At 55.8% G+C, this 19352-nt stretch carries 14 protein-coding genes and 1 tRNA gene; 3 read left to right on the plus strand and 12 right to left on the minus strand.

The genetic code is table 11. The features are described 5' to 3' along the window. From AC2FFP_RS12905 to AC2FFP_RS12945, 9 genes are all read right to left on the minus strand, one after another. Window positions 1-1002 carry an FHA domain-containing protein gene (locus AC2FFP_RS12905; RefSeq protein WP_496766417.1) on the minus strand — a complete coding sequence of 334 codons (1002 nt, stop codon included), beginning with the start codon at window positions 1000-1002 and terminating at the stop codon, window positions 1-3. Window positions 1003-1207: 205 nt separating this feature from the next. Continuing rightward, window positions 1208-3370 carry a serine/threonine protein kinase gene (locus AC2FFP_RS12910; protein WP_496766419.1) on the minus strand — a complete coding sequence of 721 codons (2163 nt, stop codon included), beginning with the start codon at window positions 3368-3370 and terminating at the stop codon, window positions 1208-1210. Window positions 3371-3708: 338 nt separating this feature from the next. Beyond that, window positions 3709-4995, minus strand: a complete 1287-nt coding sequence (locus tag AC2FFP_RS12915; protein ID WP_496766421.1) for a dynamin family protein — start codon at window positions 4993-4995, stop codon at window positions 3709-3711. Further along, the gene (locus tag AC2FFP_RS12920) at window positions 4992-7034 is read right to left on the minus strand and encodes a dynamin family protein (protein ID WP_496881122.1); all 2043 of its coding nucleotides are present in this window, start codon (window positions 7032-7034) and stop codon (window positions 4992-4994) included. Before AC2FFP_RS12920 ends, AC2FFP_RS12915 begins: the two co-directional genes overlap by 4 nt. Window positions 7035-7100: 66 nt before the next feature. Then, complete coding sequence (locus AC2FFP_RS12925; protein WP_496844345.1) at window positions 7101-7961, minus strand: hypothetical protein; 861 nt, start codon at window positions 7959-7961, stop codon at window positions 7101-7103. A gap of 23 nt (window positions 7962-7984) precedes the next feature. Next, window positions 7985-8386: a hypothetical protein gene (locus AC2FFP_RS12930; protein WP_058276616.1), complete on the minus strand. Its 402-nt coding sequence runs from the start codon at window positions 8384-8386 to the stop codon at window positions 7985-7987. Between the two features lie 32 nt (window positions 8387-8418). Then, a complete protein-coding gene (locus AC2FFP_RS12935; protein ID WP_496881123.1) occupies window positions 8419-10143 on the minus strand; it encodes a dynamin family protein in 1725 nt (574 codons plus the stop codon). Window positions 10144-10151: 8 nt separating this feature from the next. Beyond that, window positions 10152-12164, minus strand: coding sequence for a dynamin family protein (locus AC2FFP_RS12940; RefSeq protein ID WP_496766429.1), 2013 nt, complete (start codon window positions 12162-12164; stop codon window positions 10152-10154). Window positions 12165-12166: 2 nt separating this feature from the next. Then, window positions 12167-12562: a hypothetical protein gene (locus AC2FFP_RS12945; RefSeq protein WP_174822482.1), complete on the minus strand. Its 396-nt coding sequence runs from the start codon at window positions 12560-12562 to the stop codon at window positions 12167-12169. Window positions 12563-13348: 786 nt separating this feature from the next. Between AC2FFP_RS12945 and AC2FFP_RS12950 the strand changes: the two genes are divergently transcribed. Beyond that, a tRNA-Leu gene (locus AC2FFP_RS12950) sits at window positions 13349-13433 on the plus strand. Between the two features lie 212 nt (window positions 13434-13645). On the opposite strand, the gene AC2FFP_RS12955 is transcribed toward AC2FFP_RS12950, so the two are convergent. The 3 genes from AC2FFP_RS12955 to AC2FFP_RS12965 form a co-directional block, all read right to left on the minus strand. Then, complete coding sequence (locus AC2FFP_RS12955; protein WP_496724700.1) at window positions 13646-13843, minus strand: hypothetical protein; 198 nt, start codon at window positions 13841-13843, stop codon at window positions 13646-13648. A gap of 167 nt (window positions 13844-14010) precedes the next feature. Then, window positions 14011-15168, minus strand: coding sequence for an acyl-CoA dehydrogenase family protein (locus tag AC2FFP_RS12960; protein ID WP_496766431.1), 1158 nt, complete (start codon window positions 15166-15168; stop codon window positions 14011-14013). Continuing rightward, on the minus strand, window positions 15165-15746 hold the full coding sequence (locus AC2FFP_RS12965) for a TetR/AcrR family transcriptional regulator (protein WP_496766433.1): 582 nt from the start codon (window positions 15744-15746) through the stop codon (window positions 15165-15167). Before AC2FFP_RS12965 ends, AC2FFP_RS12960 begins: the two co-directional genes overlap by 4 nt. A 167-nt stretch (window positions 15747-15913) precedes the next feature. On the opposite strand from AC2FFP_RS12965, the gene AC2FFP_RS12970 reads away from it, so the two are divergent. Then, complete coding sequence (locus AC2FFP_RS12970; RefSeq protein ID WP_496881124.1) at window positions 15914-17698, plus strand: acyclic terpene utilization AtuA family protein; 1785 nt, start codon at window positions 15914-15916, stop codon at window positions 17696-17698. Next, window positions 17698-19317, plus strand: a complete 1620-nt coding sequence (locus tag AC2FFP_RS12975; RefSeq protein ID WP_496881125.1) for an acyl-CoA carboxylase subunit beta — start codon at window positions 17698-17700, stop codon at window positions 19315-19317. Before AC2FFP_RS12970 ends, AC2FFP_RS12975 begins: the two co-directional genes overlap by 1 nt. The last annotated feature ends 35 nt before the right edge of the window (window positions 19318-19352 follow it).

Below are 19352 nucleotides of genomic sequence, written 5' to 3' on the forward strand. Positions count from 1 at the left end.
TCAGGAATCCCGCCAGTCAAAGCCATCGTCACAGAAGGCGGCAAAGCGGATTGAGGTTTCACTGATGCGGATCAGGTCCCCGCTGGACAGTGGGACGGTGCTGAGGACCGGCTTGCCGTTCAGGCGCACCAGGTTGGCCTTGCCGCCGTGTCCCAAGTAACATTTGCGGTCCTCGGGATCATAGGCAATCACCGCATGGTTGCTGCGGGAAATACCAGTGTCTCCAAAGTCCAGTTGAATGGCCTGATCGTCATTGCGTCCAATCTGCATCAAGCCCTCGGTCAGCGTTACGCTTGCACCCCGACCCGGACCGCCAGTGATGACCAGCCAACCAACCGGGAAAGACTGTTCGGCATTGTCGGTTTTGGCTGCAGGTTCTGCTGTCTCAATGAGGTCCTGCACATGTGTATCGGCGCGTTCGAAACCCAGGAAGGTTGTCTTGACGCGACCACGACGATCTTCGGCAGCCGCGGGTTGCGGAACCGGTGCAACCTCAACCAACGGTTCTTCGGCGACCGGTGTTTCTGCAACCGGTTCTGCGGCGGGTTCGTCAGCGACAACCTCGATAATCTGTTCCGGCTCGGGGTCCACGACTTGAACTACTTCGTGCTCGACAACCTCTTCAGTGACCGCTTCGACCTCTTCCTCAACTGCCGAGTGCAGCGTCAACACGGTCTCTGCTTCGGGCGCGGGTGCCTCGTCCGCCACGTCCTGAACTTCTGCGATAACTTCAGCGACGACGATTTCATCCTCAGCCTCAGTTGTGTCCAGCGCGCCTTCCTCAGAGAAATCTGGCATTTTCTCTTCGGGTACCAACTCATCGGTTTCTTCGTAGCTGTCCGAGGTCATATTGCCACCTGCCAGCGCTTCGCGCAGGGCATTGAAATCGGCGATTGGTTCGGTCTTTTCCGCCTCTGGCGTTACAGCTTCCTCGGCTTCGTTCTCTTTCGGTTTGCCGGCACCTTCGAGAAGCCGGCTAAGAGGGCTTTTGTATTTGAACATGGTGTCGACACCTTTATTTCTTGGCACAGGACAACGGTCCCATGGGGCTGCTTCTTACCTCTGTGCGCGGTTGCACAACGGCATGGATAGTTGCGATAACAAGTCACTTTCTACTTCCGCGACGGGCCGGTTCCCGTCAGGGGTGCCGAATTTGACACAACCCTCAGCAAACACTTACTGGCAGATCACACACGAACCGGTCAGATCACTCCTGCGCTAAGGGCATGTCAGCATTCGTTTCGACCCCACTGCGCAAAACGCTGAAACGGGCCTGCGGCTGGTTTTCGGAAACAAGTTTGGCCAACAAAACATCAAGGCTGTCCGAGCCATCAATGCCAGTTCCCGAATTTGTCTCTGCGACCAGGACATCCCCTTCCTGCAAGCTGCCTGTCGCCTCGGGCGGAACCGAGCTCAGGACTGTTTTCCATCCCGCACCGTCTTTGTTCTGAATTGTGAAAACGTAGCCATTTTCCAGGCCGAGCACGCGCATCGCGGGCAGTGCCAACAATCCGTTCTGAGGGCGGGTTTCACCCAATGTGCGATACCGGGCAGAAACGCGGATGTAGCCGTCCGGGTCCACCTTCAGATCGTTCAACACCTGAGCGGCAAAAGTCGTATCCGCCTGCACCGGTGTGCCATTCAGAGTAAAGATCGTGGCGCCGCGCTTGACCCACTCACCCACAATCGACGCGTCCATATCCTGGTCAACACCGGTTATCGCAATCACGTTGCCGGTCGAAGCCCGGCGGCGTGATGTCTGAAACGGGATGTCTACGTCCCAGTGAGAGAATGCGATCTGCTGTTCTGCCAGGTTCACCGGTTCCGCCGGAACAAGCGGCGTCGGCTCAACGGTCGCGGCTTCGGCCGTTTCCGTCGCCGCAGCTTCTTCCTGCTCCGTGGCGACCGGGTCTTCTTGCGCTTGCTCGATAGGCTCTGGAGTGGATGCGACTTCGGCCTGCGTGGGCTCAGTTGGTTCTGGTGCCGGCTCCACTTCGGCTGCGGTCACTTGCTCGACCGGTTCCTGCTCAGTTGTTTCGACTGCGGCGGTTTCTTCCGCCGGTTCCGCCACCACGGGTGTTTGGGTCGATGCGGTGTCCTCAACCGGAGTTTCCTCTCCGGACATCAGGAAGAACCCGCCTGCCGCCAAAGCGGCGACCACGGCCACACCCGCAACAATTTTGCCTGCACCACTGGATCCGCTTTTGACCACTGTATCCACCGCGACCGGAGCTTCATCCTTCGATGTGAACGTAGCGAGCCCGTCGTCGTTCTTGTCCTCATTGCCCAGTGCAATGTCAGTGTTTCCGGCAAGCAATGCGGTGACAACGGCTTCGGCGTTTTCGCTTTCAGCCTTGATCCTGGCTTTCTCTTCTTCTTCGTCTTTTTGGTCCATCGCCACGATCACCGACACCGGCCGATAGTCAAAGCTGTCGAACATCACGCCGGGGCCGCGGAACATGCGTAGCCAATCTAATGCGGTCTGCAGGCGATCCGTTGCGTGAACTTCCATCGCCTTGTCAATGGCTTCCAGGAACCCATCGGGGTAGCCTTCGATACGCCCTGCCAGCGGTGTGTAGGGGTCCGTCTGACCGTTGTTGAATGCGTTCAGGCGGGTCTGACCGTCGATCGGACGTTCGCCGCTGATGGCGTGATACAGGGTCGCCGCAAGAACATAGAGGTCACTGCTTGGCCCTTGTTCCGCGCCGCGTACATAAAACTCATGCGGCGAATAGCCATCCTTGATAACCCGCAGGGTCATCAGCGCGGCGGACTGGTGCGCAGCCTGTTCACGCGCGGCGCCAAAGTCGATCAGCACCGGATCACCGTTTTCGTCGATCAGGATGTTGTCGGGCGAAATATCGCGGTGCAGCATGCCGCTTTGGTGTATGAAAGACACCGCTGACAGCATTTTTTCAGTGACCTGAACGATAAAGTCCGGACCAGCCTTGTTTTTGGAGTCTTCAACGTAGTCCAGCAGATCGCAGCCACGGATGAAATCCATCGCGATATAAGCGGTCTCGTTGTCTTCGAACACCTGATGAACGTCGACGATATTGGGGTGTACCAAGCGGGCGTGATTGCGTGCTTCGAGGATAAACAAGTCGATGATTGCGCGCAGATCGTCCTTGTAGTCCGGCTCGACCGGTTCAACCATATCGCCGTTACGACGGCAAAGGGCACCGGGATAGCACTCTTTGATCACAACTTCGCGTTCCAGACTGTCCCGCGCAAGATAGGTGATCCCAAATCCGCCATTGCTGATAAAGCGCAGGATCTCGTACTGCCCGCGCAACAGCTTGGCGCCTGGTTGAAGACCTTCAATTTTCGGTTCGTCGTGCGTCGCGCCGACGGCCTGGTTGTGGCTCATTTCTTTCCGCCCGTTCTAATCGTTTTGCGGCTTACTTAACTGGGCTTTCAGCCCGCGAACTCACAACCAAACACAACCGCAGGACACTCAAGTACGTTAGACGTTTCAAATTTGACTTTATTGGGGCCGCCTGATGGCTTCACTAAGAACCCAGCGCCAAGAAAATCCACATATGGTGCCATTGCGTGCGCGTGAATCTAAATGTTGATTTTTTACCGGTAAAACTTGCGGACTGAGTGCCTGTTTTTTGCGGATTGGTCACTAAATCCGAAACAATAAACGCGCGATTCTGAGGGCTTCGAATCGCTGCATTGCGGCTCAATTAAAACGGGTAGGCGTCAGGTTCCGGTTTTTGCCTGAACGGAATCGACGCGGCTGCCGGCCCAGGCGAGGTTGTCGCTTAGCTGGGCGAGGATGCTGATTGCGTCCTTCAGTGGCGCGTCACCGCTTTCGAATTGCAGCAGCAAAAGAAGATCGGTGGCCTTTTCAAACTCACCGGGGATCCAGTCGGCTTCAGTGGCGATTTCGCCTCCTTGCTCCAGACGCTCCGCAAAATCTTCGACGATTTCCTGACAACTGTTCAGGAATGCGGCCGGTTCTATATCTGATGTCTCGCGCAAGTCGTCATAGATGCTGGCAATTGCCGCCAGCCAGTCTTCAAGGATCGGGTTTTCAAGCGGGGGAAGGGCGGATTCCAACGTCGCATGAATCGACGGTGCTTCGACCTGCGCTGGTTCAGCTTCTGCGATGTCCAGGGTGGAGAGATACGGAAGAAACTCTTGCTCGATGTCATTTCGGGCAGCTTCCAAATCCTTCAAACGCCGCTCGGATGCGACTTGCAGGACCTGTTCGGCCAAATTTTGACCGCCACAGGTCTCCCACAGATCAAAATCAGGCTCGGGTTCTTGCGCCATGGCTTTGACCGCGACTGGTGTGCCGATAGGCACGACAGACCGGAAGAATTTACCTTTTCCTTTTTCCAATCGGTTCAGAACACGGTCCAGCGCGTCGCGGACCGGGGGGAGATCCGCGTGGGTTACGGCCAGCAAGCTATTCGAGCGCAACTCTTGCGGAACTTGTGCCCACAGGTGGCGCTCAGTCTCACGCCAGGCATTGGTTCCGTTCGTGCACCAGATGGCACAATCGACATAGGACAATAGGTCCAAAGTGGACTTGTAGGTGTCATCCAATGCGCCGGTTCCCGGCAGATCGAACAATGAGATCTCTTGCAGGGCAGGGGTATTCAGCCCAATCGAGATAAAGTCCGGGTCGTCTGCCGCGGCTTTTTCCAGTGCAATGCCGGAATAGACTTTGGGCTCTTTGTCCCACCAGCCAACGGTGGTTTCCGGTGCATCCGCATAGGCCACTATAACCAATGGCAATTTCAAGTGTTGAGGGCCGGTTGGCAGAATGTCCGCCCCGGCTAGCATGTTTGCGAGGCTGGATTTTCCGGCCCCGAATTCCCCGGCAAAACCGATGTTTACCGCATTCGAAAGCCGTTCGGCATGGAACAAGGCGCGCTCGCGCATCTTGTCCAGACCCGCCTCTGAAGGCAGGTTTTCGGTGGCGGTCAGGAAGCGTTCAAGCTTGCGTACTTCCTGTTCGGTTCCGGGAAATTCAATCATTCCGCAGCCTCTGCTAATTTCTTGTCGGCGCTATTGCCGCCAAATACCGCATCCAGATCATCTGCAACACGTTGTGCCTGATCGAATGCTGCCTGTGCTTCTGCACGAACATTGGTTTGGCCGGTTCCGGCGCGTTGTTCAAGATGTCCGGCCAACAAGGCCAGATAGTGATCAAGAACGGTGTTCAGACGCTCAAGCAGATCGGCGCGCGCCGTGTCCACCAGATCGTCCCCGATCATTTCGAATTCCTGAACGATCATCCGTTCGGCCCGAGCGACCACACTTTTACGCGAAATCAGACGGGACAGCCAACTGACGCGCAGTTCCACGGTAATGCCACGCGTCAGTGCGGTGGTATCCGGACGGAACCACCGAACCGCACTGGTATTCATCCGACTGTCGGTCGGGTCTTGCCAGCCGGGCAGGGCGCGAAGTGCGGCATTGCTGTTCATGTCGACCGCATAAAGCTCGCTGAGCATTCGCTGCCGCACCACCTGTGTCGCACCCTGAACCAGCTCGCGCATGCGGTCCCGCAGCGGCGAAAAGTTCAATTCAGTGTCACCGCCCTTGGCCAACAAAGGGGAATCGCCATTCGGTCCGCGGACAACGGCGGAGACGGCTTCGGATACAGTGTCATCCATGACGCCGCGAAGATTGGCCAACACATCATCCATATCGTCAATGATCTGTGTGGTTTTTTGCGAAACCAGCGCGCGCAGCTCGGCCAATGTTTTGTCGTTTTCGTCGCCGTCGGTAATGTCGGCGGAGTTTTCGTCGTCAATTACGCGCAGATGGGCCTTAGACCGTTCCAGCTCACCTTGCGCAAAACTGTTAAGGTGCTGCCAGGCCATCTTGAGCTGTTCGTCACGGGGCCCTTGGGTCAAGGCGTGCGTAACGTGGCGGCGCAGATCGGGTAGACCAGAGGCGATCATTGCGGCAAAGCGCAAAACGCCCTCACGGCTGATTGGGCCAGGGCCCTGTTTGATCTCTTCTACACCGTCCAGATATTGCTTCATCTGCTCGGGGTGGGCGCGCAGCCAAGCCAGAACGTGATCGTGGTTCACGCCGGTATCGTCACCAGTCAAGGCATAATGGGCCCATTGGGCGCTGCCCATCAGAACATCAATTTCCGAGTTGCCCAGGGCTTTTTCCAGGCCATCCAACACGTCCGTCCGGACTTTTCCAGCGTCTTCAGCGCCGCCGCCCAGTTCGTCCACGCGATTGATGAAGACGACGATCTGCCCCAGTTCCAGCGCCTGCATCAGGCGGAACAACTTAAGATCCGCACGGGACAGCGCCTGATGTGCGGACAATACAACAACAAAGAAATCGGATTCCTTGAGGTATTGGCGCGAGATTTCTTCGCGGATCAGCAGCGGGTCGTTGACGCCGGGCGTATCCGTGACCGTCAGCGGGAACGGAAAATGGCCAATGTCAAAGTAGACCTCGGCCTTGCGCGTGATGTCACTGTACAGTCCCCGATCTGAACCGGGGTCGTATTCTTCGCTGTCGGTCGGATCGTCACCCGCACAAACATAACGGGCCAGATCGTCCGAGTTCAGATGCTCCAGATCGTGATGCTGACCCAGCAACTGCTCATAGCTGTCGCCTAATCGCAGTTGTGCGCGGGTTTTCATCGCGTCGACCTGCTCTTCGATCATCTCGCGCTTATAGCTGTCCTCGTCGTCGGGGAACATGTTGCGCAGCTCTTCGCCCTCGGCGATCAGCGCCTGCCATTGACGGTTATCGAAGAAATGAAATTCGGCCCCTTGGGTCCGACCCGAGGGGTGACCGAAATGCATGTCGGTGATCACGGTCGTCCACGGATTAACATCCGAGGGTAGGTATTCGGCCTGCCCCGTAAACCCGTTGATAAGGCGGGACTTGCCAGCCTTGATTTGCCCGACAAATGCAATTGACGGTTTTAGATTTGAAAGGTCGCCGACAATACGCGAAATGAACTGGCGGGTCTCGTCATTGCTGACCCCGTTCATATCTTCGGCGATTCTTATTAACTCACGACGGTTATTTTCACTCATACTGTTACCCTGGGTACTTGCAATCACAGATTGAATTAGTCGAAAAATTGAATATTACGGGCGCGCTCATTCGGAACGCTCCGTCAGAGATGTCCACAGATTCACAATGGCGCCTAGCTTGCGCGCCTCGTGAACGACCATGGAAAATTCTTCGCCGTCGTTCAGGACGGCCAAACCAGAACCTTTACCGCCGGACGGACGCATGACGATCAATTGCGGATGATCCAGCGCCGCGGCTGCGTCATCATCCCAGCCCGACAGGTCATGCGCGAACTGCGCCAGCAAAGTTTCATCTGCATGTAATGGCTGATCTTCACTACAATCGCCGTCAGACTGAACCATTTCCCCGCCTTCAGCTTTGACCCGGATGCGACCAACAGCCAAACGCTGGCTGCCGAGATAGAACTGATTGGCCAAATCGCTGGCATCGTCTGTTGCTTCCACGTAATTTGCTGGCTCGGCTGTGTCCGGAACGACTGCTATGACGGGTTCAGCGGGCATTTCGATCATCGTGCAAGCACTAGCGATTTCGCTAAAAGTGATTCCGACATCGTCCGCTTCCAGCGTGGCGTCCGGCCGTAGGGATATCAGGCTGAGCGGTGCAGGCGCCGCGGCAATATCGGTTACCAGTTGCGCCAATTGCCCAGCCAGCGTATCGCGCTCTTCGGTTTCAAAATCAGGCGCAACGCCGGACCGGACACGAAAGACATCTGTAACCCGAGAGCTGTTGACCTCAATCGCGAGACAATCGCCATTGGCAGCCGTAAACTCCAACCGGCGCGGCAAAACAGTGCCACGGATGGACTGCAATACCTTTTCGCGGCGCTCAAGCGCAGTGTCACCAGCAAGCGCGACGGCTGGCTCCAGTCGGGCAACCGATGATCGCCCAATGTCCTCGAGCAAATCGAGTATGTTTGTATCCATCATGCCGTGACCCCCTCTGGTCCCGTCTAAACTGCGGCCGCGACGGGCCCCAGACTGAGATGCGATTTTGTCAGTGCCAACCCTACATTCGCGCTGTTGCGACAGATGTAGCAGACCACATGATCCGGATAGGCCTGCGTCCGCAAAAAAATGTTCAACCGATCCTTTGAAAACACCGCGATTTCCCCAAATCCCGGATTTTCGGTATCAGCATTACCCGATTTCCGCAGCAATGCTTCAAAAGCACCCACGCCGCCGCCCTGAAACAGGTTCGCCACTGCAAGCGCGAGACTGTCCAGCACTTCGGCGTCCTCTTGATCGCGGACACTGGTCCCCAATAACATCCCTGTTTCCATGTCGATATACCCGGCTGCGACGCAGTCGGGTATCGTTTCCATCGCAGATTTCAGTGCGGCTTCGATAGACATCGGGCTTCCCGTCCTTCTACCTTGATTTCACGTTATAAAACATGCCATTCAGCCCCGCCCTTGTTCCCGGCTTTCGGAAGCGTTGAAACGTCTTTTTTTGCGTCGCGGGCGCCGTGTTCAGCGGCGATCTTGTCGAACTCTTCCAGGAAGGCCACAAAAACTTTTTTCAGGCCTTCGGAGTCTTCAGGAAGATCCTCACCAGCGGTGATCTCGCGCCACATCGCCGATGCGCTGAGTGTTGATCCGGCGTCCGCATTCAGCAATTTCTCAAGGGTTTCAGACTCAGGCTCGGCCTCGGACGTTCCGTTTGACATAGGCACGACCTGTGTTTCGATCAGGCCGCTGGTTTCGGGTTCCAGTTCGAACTCATCGGCCGTACCATCCGATTGCTCGGCGAGCAATGCAACGATTGACGACACAGATGTGTCAGCACGTTGCGCGTCTGCTTCGGTGTTTTCGGATACAGCATCTTCAGCTGCGTCAGCCAGCTTATCCTCAATCGACGCCAATAGGTGATCCTGACCATCGGAGCCGGTGTCAGGCTGATTTGCCTCGCCTTCACTCTCGACTTCCAGTTCCAAGGTCTCTTCTTCGTCGAAATCCTCGTCATCCAGTTCAAGAAACGCGTTTTCTTCCGAAGGGATCTCGGCAACATCGGCCAAATTCAGAGGCTGACTGGGCGTTTCCCGGAAGAAAGAACGCAGCTCGTCCTGATCGGTTTCGGTCTCAGGTTTGGTTTCTTCCGATATCGCGGTCATCTCAGCGCGCAACCGTTCAGCCTCATCCGCATCAATCCGGGGGGCACGTTCCGTATCGTTTGAGCGTGCTTCAACGCGGGCAGGGCGTACAGGAAAGCTTGTTACCACTTCGTCCTGCGCATTTTCGTCCTGAACGGGATTGACCAGCTTTAGTGGAGTGGGCTGTTCTGCGCTTTCAGTGGTTTTGCGTGGGGGGATCGGTTGGACACGTGGCCCATCAGCAAGGCTATTGTCGATCTGGTACCGCGCCAGCATGTCTGCGCGATTGTCCATGATCTGCTCGGTGATCTCAAGAAAGCTGTCTACCATCTTGCCGCCACCGCTGCGTCCCCACAGTTCGGCATCGCCGCTCTTGTCGCGGGCGGTGATCGCATCGCGAGCTGAGAACAAAATCGACCGGTTGAACAGATGCCCTGCCTCGCGGTTGACGCGGCGCAACACCTTTTGGCGGTCTTTCGGACCCAGTGTATCCGCACGTGTTACCAACAGCAGCGAGTTGTGCTGCAACCGTTCGGGCAGGGCGACCCAAGTCGCCCGCTCGGTCTCGCGCCAGGCTTGGGTTGCATGTGTGCACCACAGCACGCCATTGGCCTGACCTACGGCGCGACGCCAAACATCGGTTGAAATCTTGGGGTCCGAGATACCCGGCGTGTCGATCAGATCAACCGCTTCGAGGATATCGGATTCAAGAAAAATACGAATGAATTGGGCGTCGTTTACGCCGATCGATTCCAACGCATCCAGTTCAATATTCTCGCGCATACCATCATGGCGCTGCACATAGGCTGATTGCTTACCCCAGCTGAACCAGACCGGCGGTAACTGTGTGGCCGTCACCTGGGTTGGCAGCGCGTGCGACCGAAGCAGAAAGTTCATCAGCGTCGATTTGCCGGCGCTGAACTCTCCCATAAGGGCAAAGACCGGCTTGCGGCGGGACCACTGCTCGATGCGTTCCCATGCTTTGGGCGAGACGAAACGGGTTTGTGAGTCTTTTGCCATATCGCTACTTATGCTGCCTCGTTACTAAGATCTTTCAGGATGTCGCCCAGAATATCGTCACGCGATTTCTGTGGTGTCAGTCCTGCCATCAGAGCTGCGTTGCGGCTTGGGTCATTCTCGGCCGAGGCCGAAATGCTAAGCAACGTCTCTTTCTGCTCGCGCATGAAATCCGACAGGACGGCACGTACGTTTTCCAATACGGCTGCGACCTGATTTTCTTCGATATCCTTGGTGATCGAATTCGCCTCGGACGCGATCAGGCGCGTATAGTCGGCTGCATAAGCTTCGAACCCTTTGCGGCGCTGCCACCAGCGACGCCACCAGGTGCTTTGCAAGTCCAAAGCGATTGTTCGCCCAATTCCGAGTGGGGGTGGGACACGCGGAACAATGGGCGCTTCGATACTGAACTCACCCAGGTGGTTGCCCAGTATCTTCTGATAAAGCGTCTCAATATCTGCGGCCGCCGTATTGTACAGCGCACTTGCTTCTTTGCGCATCGACCGCGCAAAGCTGAAATATGCGGCCTTTTGCAAGGTGCGCAGCCCCGCTGGGTCATACTGCCATGTGCCTTGTTCGCCGTTCAGCTCAAGGTGGGCAATCAGCGAATCCGTTGCACGTTTGACAAAGTTCGATTCCGCTGAATTCAGTCGCTCCAACACCTTCGCACGCAGGGATGCGGTCAATTCGGCCGCTTTCTTTTCATATTGATCCGAGAGTGTGGCAATCGCTTCCTCTGGCGATACCCCGTCCAAATCACGCACAAGGCCTTCGCCGCCCGAAAGGGTCTTGGCAACGGCCGTGGCGCGGATTTGACTGGCGATATTGCGGGCGCGGTGACGGACGCGATCCAGCAACCGGGTGCCTGCGCCTTCGGCGATGCGTTCGTTCATGGCCAACAGCAAATCGGGCAAGCCGGACAGTGCCCAAATCTTGTCGAGCGAGGGTGCCTGATCGCCAAAACCGGCGGCCAGATAGAACGTGTTCAACGCCTCGCGGGATTCATCGGAAAGAATCTCAGGGTTGCCCGTCAACGCGGCCTCGGCCCACAAGGCGCTGCCAAAGACAACACTGGTATTGGCGTCGATATTGTTCTGTTTGAGTGTATCCTGAATGCGGTCGCGGATTTCCGGCACCTGATTGACCGGATCCGCCAATTCGTCAATTCGGTTCACAAACAGGATGATCTGCCGGTTTTCGAATTGCGCGATAATGCGCATCAGCGCCATGTCCATTGTCGTCAGCGCCTGGCTGGCAGCCAGAACAACAACGCAGACCTCAGATCCGCGCAAGCTGCGCAGGGTGATCTGTTCGCGGACCATAAAGGTATCGTTGACACCCGGCGTGTCGCACAGTTTGAGCGCAATCGGGTATTGCGGGATATCCATATACAGCTCTGCCGACTTCGTCACATCGGCGAACCGCCCGGTCTTGGGGTTGATGTCCGGGTCATCTTCGTCACCCAGACAGACATAGCGCTGGATCAGCTCTTCGTCGAAGTAATCATATTGATGGCTCTGCCCCAGAATCAGGTCGAAATGCTGGCCCAATCTGGATTCGGATTTAGCCTTCATCTCGCCGATTTGGCGGCGAATGTCATCCATCTCGTCATCGGCTCCGGCGCGGTTTGCCAACTCACCCAGGCGGCCGCCGCCGACCATCAGATTGTCCCATTCTTCCTGTTCAAAGAAGGTAAACTTGGCGCGTTTGTCGCCTTCGGTGCGGGTGTTGATGTTCAACGTGGTCACCACCGATGTCCACGGGTTTACATCCGATGGAAGCAGGGCAGGGCGCCCGGCCAGGATGTTCACGATCGAGGACTTACCAGCCTTGACCTGCCCGACCATTGTAACGCTGGCCGAGAAATTCTCCATCCGCGTCTTGAGCGTGGCAAGACGTGCGGACGAACGTGCATCCGCCACCTCTGTCAGTTGATCAATCTGTGCGGTCAGCGAGTTCATCGCTGACGTCATGGGCGTCAGTGCCTCATTGCCAACTGACAAAAGATGGTCGTTGCGCGCCATGTTCAGCCTCCGGTTCCTGTCGCGGCCAACGTGTCTGTCGGCGTGCTGGTCATGGTGTCGATTCGGGCGATCAGATTCAGGGCATTGCCCAGGATCGCAGCTTCGGCCCCCGGCGAAATCGATTCGAAGGTGTGGCAATCCGCCAGAACTTCGATCGAGCTAAATCGCTCGCTGTTTTCAAGGCGGGCAAGACGACGCCCGGTCGGAAAGCCCTCGGATTTGGTTTCGGGCAGCGGCATACGCGAGTTGGCTAGCAAATATCGCCGCCCGGAGCGGGTGCGCAACGAAACGCCAAACCCGGTGTTTGGATGGTCGCGGTTCAGGGATTTGAGTTCACCAAGAAAACTTTCACGCGCAAGGCCAACGGCTTCTTGCTCGGCAGCAGCGGAGTTCATCATATTGGTCACGTTTCAGACCCTTGTACTGGAGTTGAGCGAAAAAACTCGTACAGCGCCCGAAGGCAAAAAAGACTCATTAACTCCTACTGCTCATAAGTGACTTTCAAGGCGTTCTTATTTTGACGCGAATAAGATTTTTTGGCGTTTGAATTGTGGCGCAATTGTGTTTGGTAACATTTTTCAACCACAACCTACGGGCGTATTTTCGGCGTTAATGTGAACAGCGCCATTTATCGTTAGCAGCATTCAAGAGCAGAAAACTTGCAACGATGCGCACGTGTTGTATTTTTGGTAGTGCGTCTAGAGCACTGTTCATAAACAGTAATTACTCTATCTTTGAAATCAACCTGACACCAAATCTACCCAGAGGACGTCTGTAAAATATATGTATGTTGCATTCGTCTTTGGGTTCTCATCATAGCCCGCCCTTAGATGAGGGGCATTTTACTCAACGTAAGATAGTTTTCTTCTTCTCACCAAAGGGACCTGAGTGTTGCTAAATACAAAACAATAAAATTAGTCAAACTTGCCCAAGTAATCTTTTCTCTCTACTCGTAGAACGCCAAAAATCAGGCTGCTTTCCTGCCGCGAACAGCAACACATGAGAATATCCCGCATCCCGCTTAGCGGCAGCGTCCGGCAGACACCATATGTGCACGACGGTCAGTTCAGAAGCATGTTGCGCCGATGTCATCAATAATCTTGCGCACAACTCAATTTTCCCTCTCGCACTCCGTGGCAAGCTTTGCTATTCACCCCGACATTCCGGCACCGAGTGCCTGGGTTGCGGGTGTGGCGAAATTGGTAGACGCACCAGATTTAGGTTCTGGCGCCGCAAGGCGTGGGGGTTCAAGTCCCTCCACCCGCACCATACCATTTCAGAGAATTTTCCCGTCCGGACCGCCTTTGCCGGCTTTCAGGCAATGACCAACGTTTCGTACGGGACAGCCGACTGGATTTTGACGTTTGAACAGTCGGGTCCGCTCGCCAAGCGAACGATTAGGTGACTGCATCCATAGTGAAAACACCAGCCTCTATGATTTGGAAATGCAGGTTACATGGCCTGCATTTCGGAACGCGCAGTCAGGAGAACAGGTAGTAGGTCGTTGGTGACGTGGCTAAAATAGCCAATGCAACGACAAGCCAAACCAAAACGCAAACCCAGTAGGTTCCCGGATTTTCAGCGCGGGTTACCCGTTCCCACAAGTAGGTCGAACCAAACACCAAGTCTCTGATAGCCCATAACAACAAGCCAAGCCCCACATAGAACCAAATATCCATAATTCCCTCGCGTGATGAGTTTGGCGCAACTTAGGTTGTCAAAAATGATTGCGCAATTGTGCATTGATCATTTTCGGCAATTGCTGACCAAAGAATTTGGTTAATTTCGGCCTTTCAGCGATCTCTTCACGTCCATAGCACGCGCTTGCGGACCCACAACGCCGCCACTATTGCCCGGCCAATCCCATCTGGCGCACGGCCAGGTCGCGCATTATCTCTTCGGATCCGCCGCCAATTGCCATTATTTTGATTTCGCGCCAGATCCGCTCGACCGGATTGCCCAGCATGTATGCGGCACCGCCAAAGATCTGCATCGCTTCGGAAGCAACAAATTGCAGTGACGTCGTGGCCTGAACCTTGGCCTTTGCAATTTCGGCGACTGGCATCAGGCCCTGTTCAATTGCCCAGCAGATCCGTTCGATATATGCCTCATTCATATCAATCCGGGCAGACATTTCTGCAAACTTGTGGCCAATGACCTGATGTTCGACCAGTCGCCTGCCGAATGTCTTGCGTTCCCGTGCCCAGTCCAGGGCACTATCGTAGCATAGTTTCATCATACCCAACGAAGCGGATGTCAGGCCAAGCCGTTCAAAGTTAAAGTTGTTCATGATTGCGATAAAGCCCCTGTTCTCAGGCCCCAACAGGGCAGTAGAATCCAGCTCGCAATCATCGAAATGCAGCGTCGCTTGCTGTGAACTGTGCCAACCCATCTTGCCACCCAACGGCGTGCGGCTGAACCCGGGCGCGTCATGAGGGACCAAAAACAATGAGATACCGGTCAGGCCCGGGCCGCCAGTGCGGGCGCCGATCACAAACCATTCGGCATCCATACCCCCGGTGATATAGGTCTTTTCCCCGTTCAGAATCCATCGGCCGCCTTTGCGCTCGGCACTTGTTTGAATATTGGCAACGTCCGACCCTGCGCCTGGTTCGGTGATCCCAAGGGCCGACATCATGCGCCCCGAGATGATCTCGGGCAGCACTTTCTGTTTGAACTCCTCGGAAGCAAATTTCGCAATTGGGCTGATGGAAATCGTACGTCCCCCAACGGCGGCTCCGATACCGGATGCCCCACAGCCGAACAGGATTTCACTATAATCATGGCGCATAAAGGCGTTGTCGAAACCTAGACCGCCGTATTCCTCATCGATCCCAAAGCCAAATACGCCGAACTCAGCAATTGCGGCATGCAGCTCCCACGGGACGCTGCGATCCGCCTCCCATTGCTCAATATGAGGTTTGATTTCGGCATCGACAAAACGCTGGAAATTTCCGCGGAAAGCTTCGCGTTCAGGGGCCATGAAAGGGGATGGCAGGGTCATTTGACCTCCTCAACGTCATTTTCGGGCAATACCTGAAGCTGGCTTTCCATCATGCGTGCGAAGCGATCCATCATCTGCGTAAGGTATTCTGGCGATGAAACGAATTTCTCATGCAACAACAAACCACGCAGGAAATTCCGGGCGATGCTCCACAACAATTCAGTGTCGTTACGGTCACCCGTTGCGCTGACATACCGGGCGGAGATCAGGGTGAGGTTCGACTTGTCCCAGTCTCTCAGGCTCTGTTCAAGCATGCCGAACAGTTCCGGATCGGTTCGGCAAGCAACCAGAATCTCGACTATGGCGCGCCCACCTGCGGAATTTACGATATTGGCCCAGGCAGACATAATCAGGTCATAGACGGGCTGAGGCGCGCGATCATGTGGCCAGAGCGGGTTTTGCGCATTGCCCAATAGTCGCATCGCGGTCGCTGCGACCAATGCCTGCTTCGTGGGGAAGTGATGCGTTATTGCCCCGCGTGAGATACCCGCCTTGGCTTGTACTTTGGCAAAAGTGGTCTCGGCATACCCAAGCTGATCCAGACAAGTGACCGTCGCATTGCTGATTTTGGCCTGCATATCTCGGGACCTTTGATCCTGGACTGAAGGTTTTTTTGGCATCGATTCCGTCATCTTCCGTCGCGTCGCAGTGGTAAATCTTCGTTGACCAAGGTGGTCAGTAAATCATAAAAACAGAACAGTCGGTCTGTAAACTGCGGATCGCACCCAAGCGGGAGAGACGTGGCGTGACACATTCTCTGCGGATCGGAGGAGCAAGTGGTTTTTGGGGGGATGCCCCTCATGCGACACAGCAATTGCTGCGTGCCCCGGGGCTCGATTTTCTGGTCTACGATTACCTCGCCGAAATCACCATGTCGATCATGGCCCGCGCCCGTCTTAAAGACCCCCAAAAGGGATATGCGGTGGATTTCGTCTCTGACGTTATGGCCAACAATTTAACCCAAATCGCCGAGCAAGGCGTCAAGGTCTTGTCAAATGCAGGCGGGGTCAACCCAGTTGCCTGTGCTGATGAATTACGTCGCAAATCTGCAGAGTTGGGATTGAACTTGAAAGTTGCAGTGGTCGAAGGCGACGACCTGCTGCCGCGTGTGGCTGAGTTTGTCGATCGGACTGAGATGTTTTCCGGTGCGCCGATGCCACCGATCGAAAAGATCGCCTCGGTGAATGCTTATATTGGGGCTGGGCCGATATTGGTGGCGCTGCACGGCGGTGCTGATATCGTCATCACAGGCCGCTGCGTCGACAGCGCTCTGACTTTAGCGGCGTGCATGTATCATTTTGGATGGCGGCCCGAAGACCACGACTTATTGGCTGCCGGGTCGCTTGCAGGGCATTTGATAGAATGTGGTCCGCAAGCCACCGGAGGCAATTTCACGGACTGGAAATTGGCAGGCGACATCGCCAAGATCGGCTATCCAATTGTCGAGGTAAACGCCGATGGCGGGCTGGTCCTGACCAAGCCGCAGGGCACAGCTGGATGTGTGACCCCGGCTTCGGTCTGCGAGCAGATGCTGTATGAGATCGGCGACCCGCAGTCCTATATTCTGCCTGACGTGATTTGCGACTTTTCCAATGTCAGGATTAAGCACTCCGAGCCAGACCATGTAACCGTTTTGGGTGCAAAAGGCCGCGCGCCGACCGGGCAGCTCAAAGTGTCCGCCACCTGGGCGGATGGCTATCGCGCGGGCATTACGATTCTGATCAACGGGCGTGAGGCACGACAAAAGGCGAAGGCTTTTGCCCAAGCGGGGTTGGATCGTGCGCGCGCTGTCCTCCACCAGATCGGTTCTCCCGACTATCGCGAGGTGTCGTTTGAAACCTTCGGAGGTCGGCCTGGCGACGGCGATTACGAAGAGATCTCGTTCAAGGCAGCCGTGAAACACGACGACCCCCGCGCGGTTGGCGTATTCCTGCGTGAGATGACCGGGTGCGCACTGGCCGCACCGCCGGGGTTGCACATCTTTACCGGAGGAGGACGGCCAAAACCCTCGCCAGTCGTTGCCCTGTTTTCCTTCTTGGTGCCAAACGACACGCTGACCTATTGCGTAACGATGGATGGGGACGATATCGCATACAATCCGCCAAAAACGCCCACTCAAGACCCGGAACCTGTCCCGGCAAAAGCCCCGGAAATAGCCGATGAAAAGGTGACCGAGTGGATCACATGCCCTTTGGAAGATTTGGCCTGTGCTAGATCTGGGGACAAAGGCGACACCGCAAACATTGGGGTCATTGTACGTCATGCTACCTTTTTGCCCTACATTTGGGCCGCGCTGACCGAAGCGACGCTGGCAGATGTTTTTTCTAACTACCTATCTGGCAGGGTCGAACGGTTCTTTCTTCCAGGAACGCATTCCATGAACATTCTGCTGCACAATGCGCTGGGTGGCGGTGGCGTAGCCTCGTTGCGCAACGACGCGCAAGGCAAGAGTTATGCCCAGATATTGCTGGCCACACCGATCAGGATTCCTGCAGAGTTATCCTCATACACCGAGCGAGGAGAAATCTGATGGGTTTTGTCAGTAAAGTCGTCCGCGATTCTGGCAGCTTTGCCAAGAACCGAGCCGATATGCTGGCTCTTGTCGACGAGATGCGCGCGCTTGAAGCACGTCCTGTCGCCCTGTCAGAGAAACGGCGTGAACGGATGGAGGCCCGGGGGCAGATCACACCCCGTGACCGTTTGACCCAACTGTTGGATCCTGGAATGCCTTTTTTGCAGCTGCACGGGTTGGCGGGTTACTGCGTCGATACAGACGATCCTGATCAATCGGTTCCGGGCGCGTCATTGGTTATTGGCATCGGTTTCATCTCGGGCGTGCGCTGCATGATCATCGTCGACGATGCAGGGATCAAGGCCGGCGCGATGGTCGAGATGTCAGCTGCGGCCTTCCTGAGTGCGCAAGACATGGCTTTGAAACAGAACCTGCCTTTTGTGCATCTTGTCGAAAGCGCCGGTGCAAATCTTATGGAGTACAAGGTCGAATTCTGGGCCAATGGCGGCAAACTGTTCCGCAATCTGGTCCGCCATTCGGCCGCTGGCCTGCCCAACATCGCGGTACTGCATGGCCCGTCAACCGCCGGTGGGGCTTATATGCCAGGCCTTGCAGACTATGTTGTCGGCGTGAAGAACAATGGTATGGCCGCATTGGCCGGTGCAGCCTTGGTTCACGCGGCGACGGGCGAAAAGGCCAATGACCGCGATCTGGGCGGGTCCGAGATGCATGCCACCACATCCGGGCTGGTCGACTATCTGGCCGAGGATGATGCGCACGGTATCGAAATGGCCCGGAACGTGATGGCCCGGCTGGATTGGAACAAATCCTTGCCTGTGCGTCGCTGCAAAGACGTGCAGCCTCCGAAATATGATACGGATGAGATCGCAGGCCTTGTTCCAACCGATTATCGCGTTCCCTATGACGTTCGCGAGGTCGTGGCCCGCATTGTGGATGGCTCGGATTTTGAGGATTTCAAACCCGACTATTGCTCAGCGACTGTCTGTTTGCAGGCCACAATCAATGGTATCGCTGTGGGCATTCTTGGAAACAACGGGCCACTGGACCCCGCAGGCGCGAACAAAGCCGCGCAGTTTATTCAGCTATGTGGTCAGGCTGACACTCCCCTTATCTTTCTGAACAATATCACAGGTTTCATGGTCGGCACCCAATATGAACAAAGCGGCATGATCAAACATGGGGCCAAGATGATTCAGGCCGTTACATCTGTCGATGTGCCCAAGATCACGCTCTATGTCGGGGCAAGTTTCGGGGCGGGCAATTACGGGATGTGCGGCTACGCCTATGACCCGGACTTCCTGTTCGCCTGGCCCAATGCGGCAACGGGCGTGATGGGCGGCGAGCAAGCCGCCGGGACGATGGAACTGGTCGCGCGCGCAGGGTTCAAACGCAAAGGGATCGACCCCGACGAAGCCAAACTGTCTGCGCAGAAGGCAGCGATCACAGCGCATTTCACACGACAGGAAAATGCGTTTTATACCTCGGGCCGGTGTATCGATCATGGCGTCATTGACCCCCGCGACACGCGGCGCGTGCTGGGTTTTTGCCTTGAAACCTGCCTTGAGGGTCGCGCGCGAACGGTCAAACCCAGCTCGTACGGGGTGCACAGGTTTTGATCATACTGCATTACTCACCAAATCCACATCCAAGA

The sequence above is a fragment of the Ruegeria sp. YTSC004 genome (assembly GCF_059609805.1).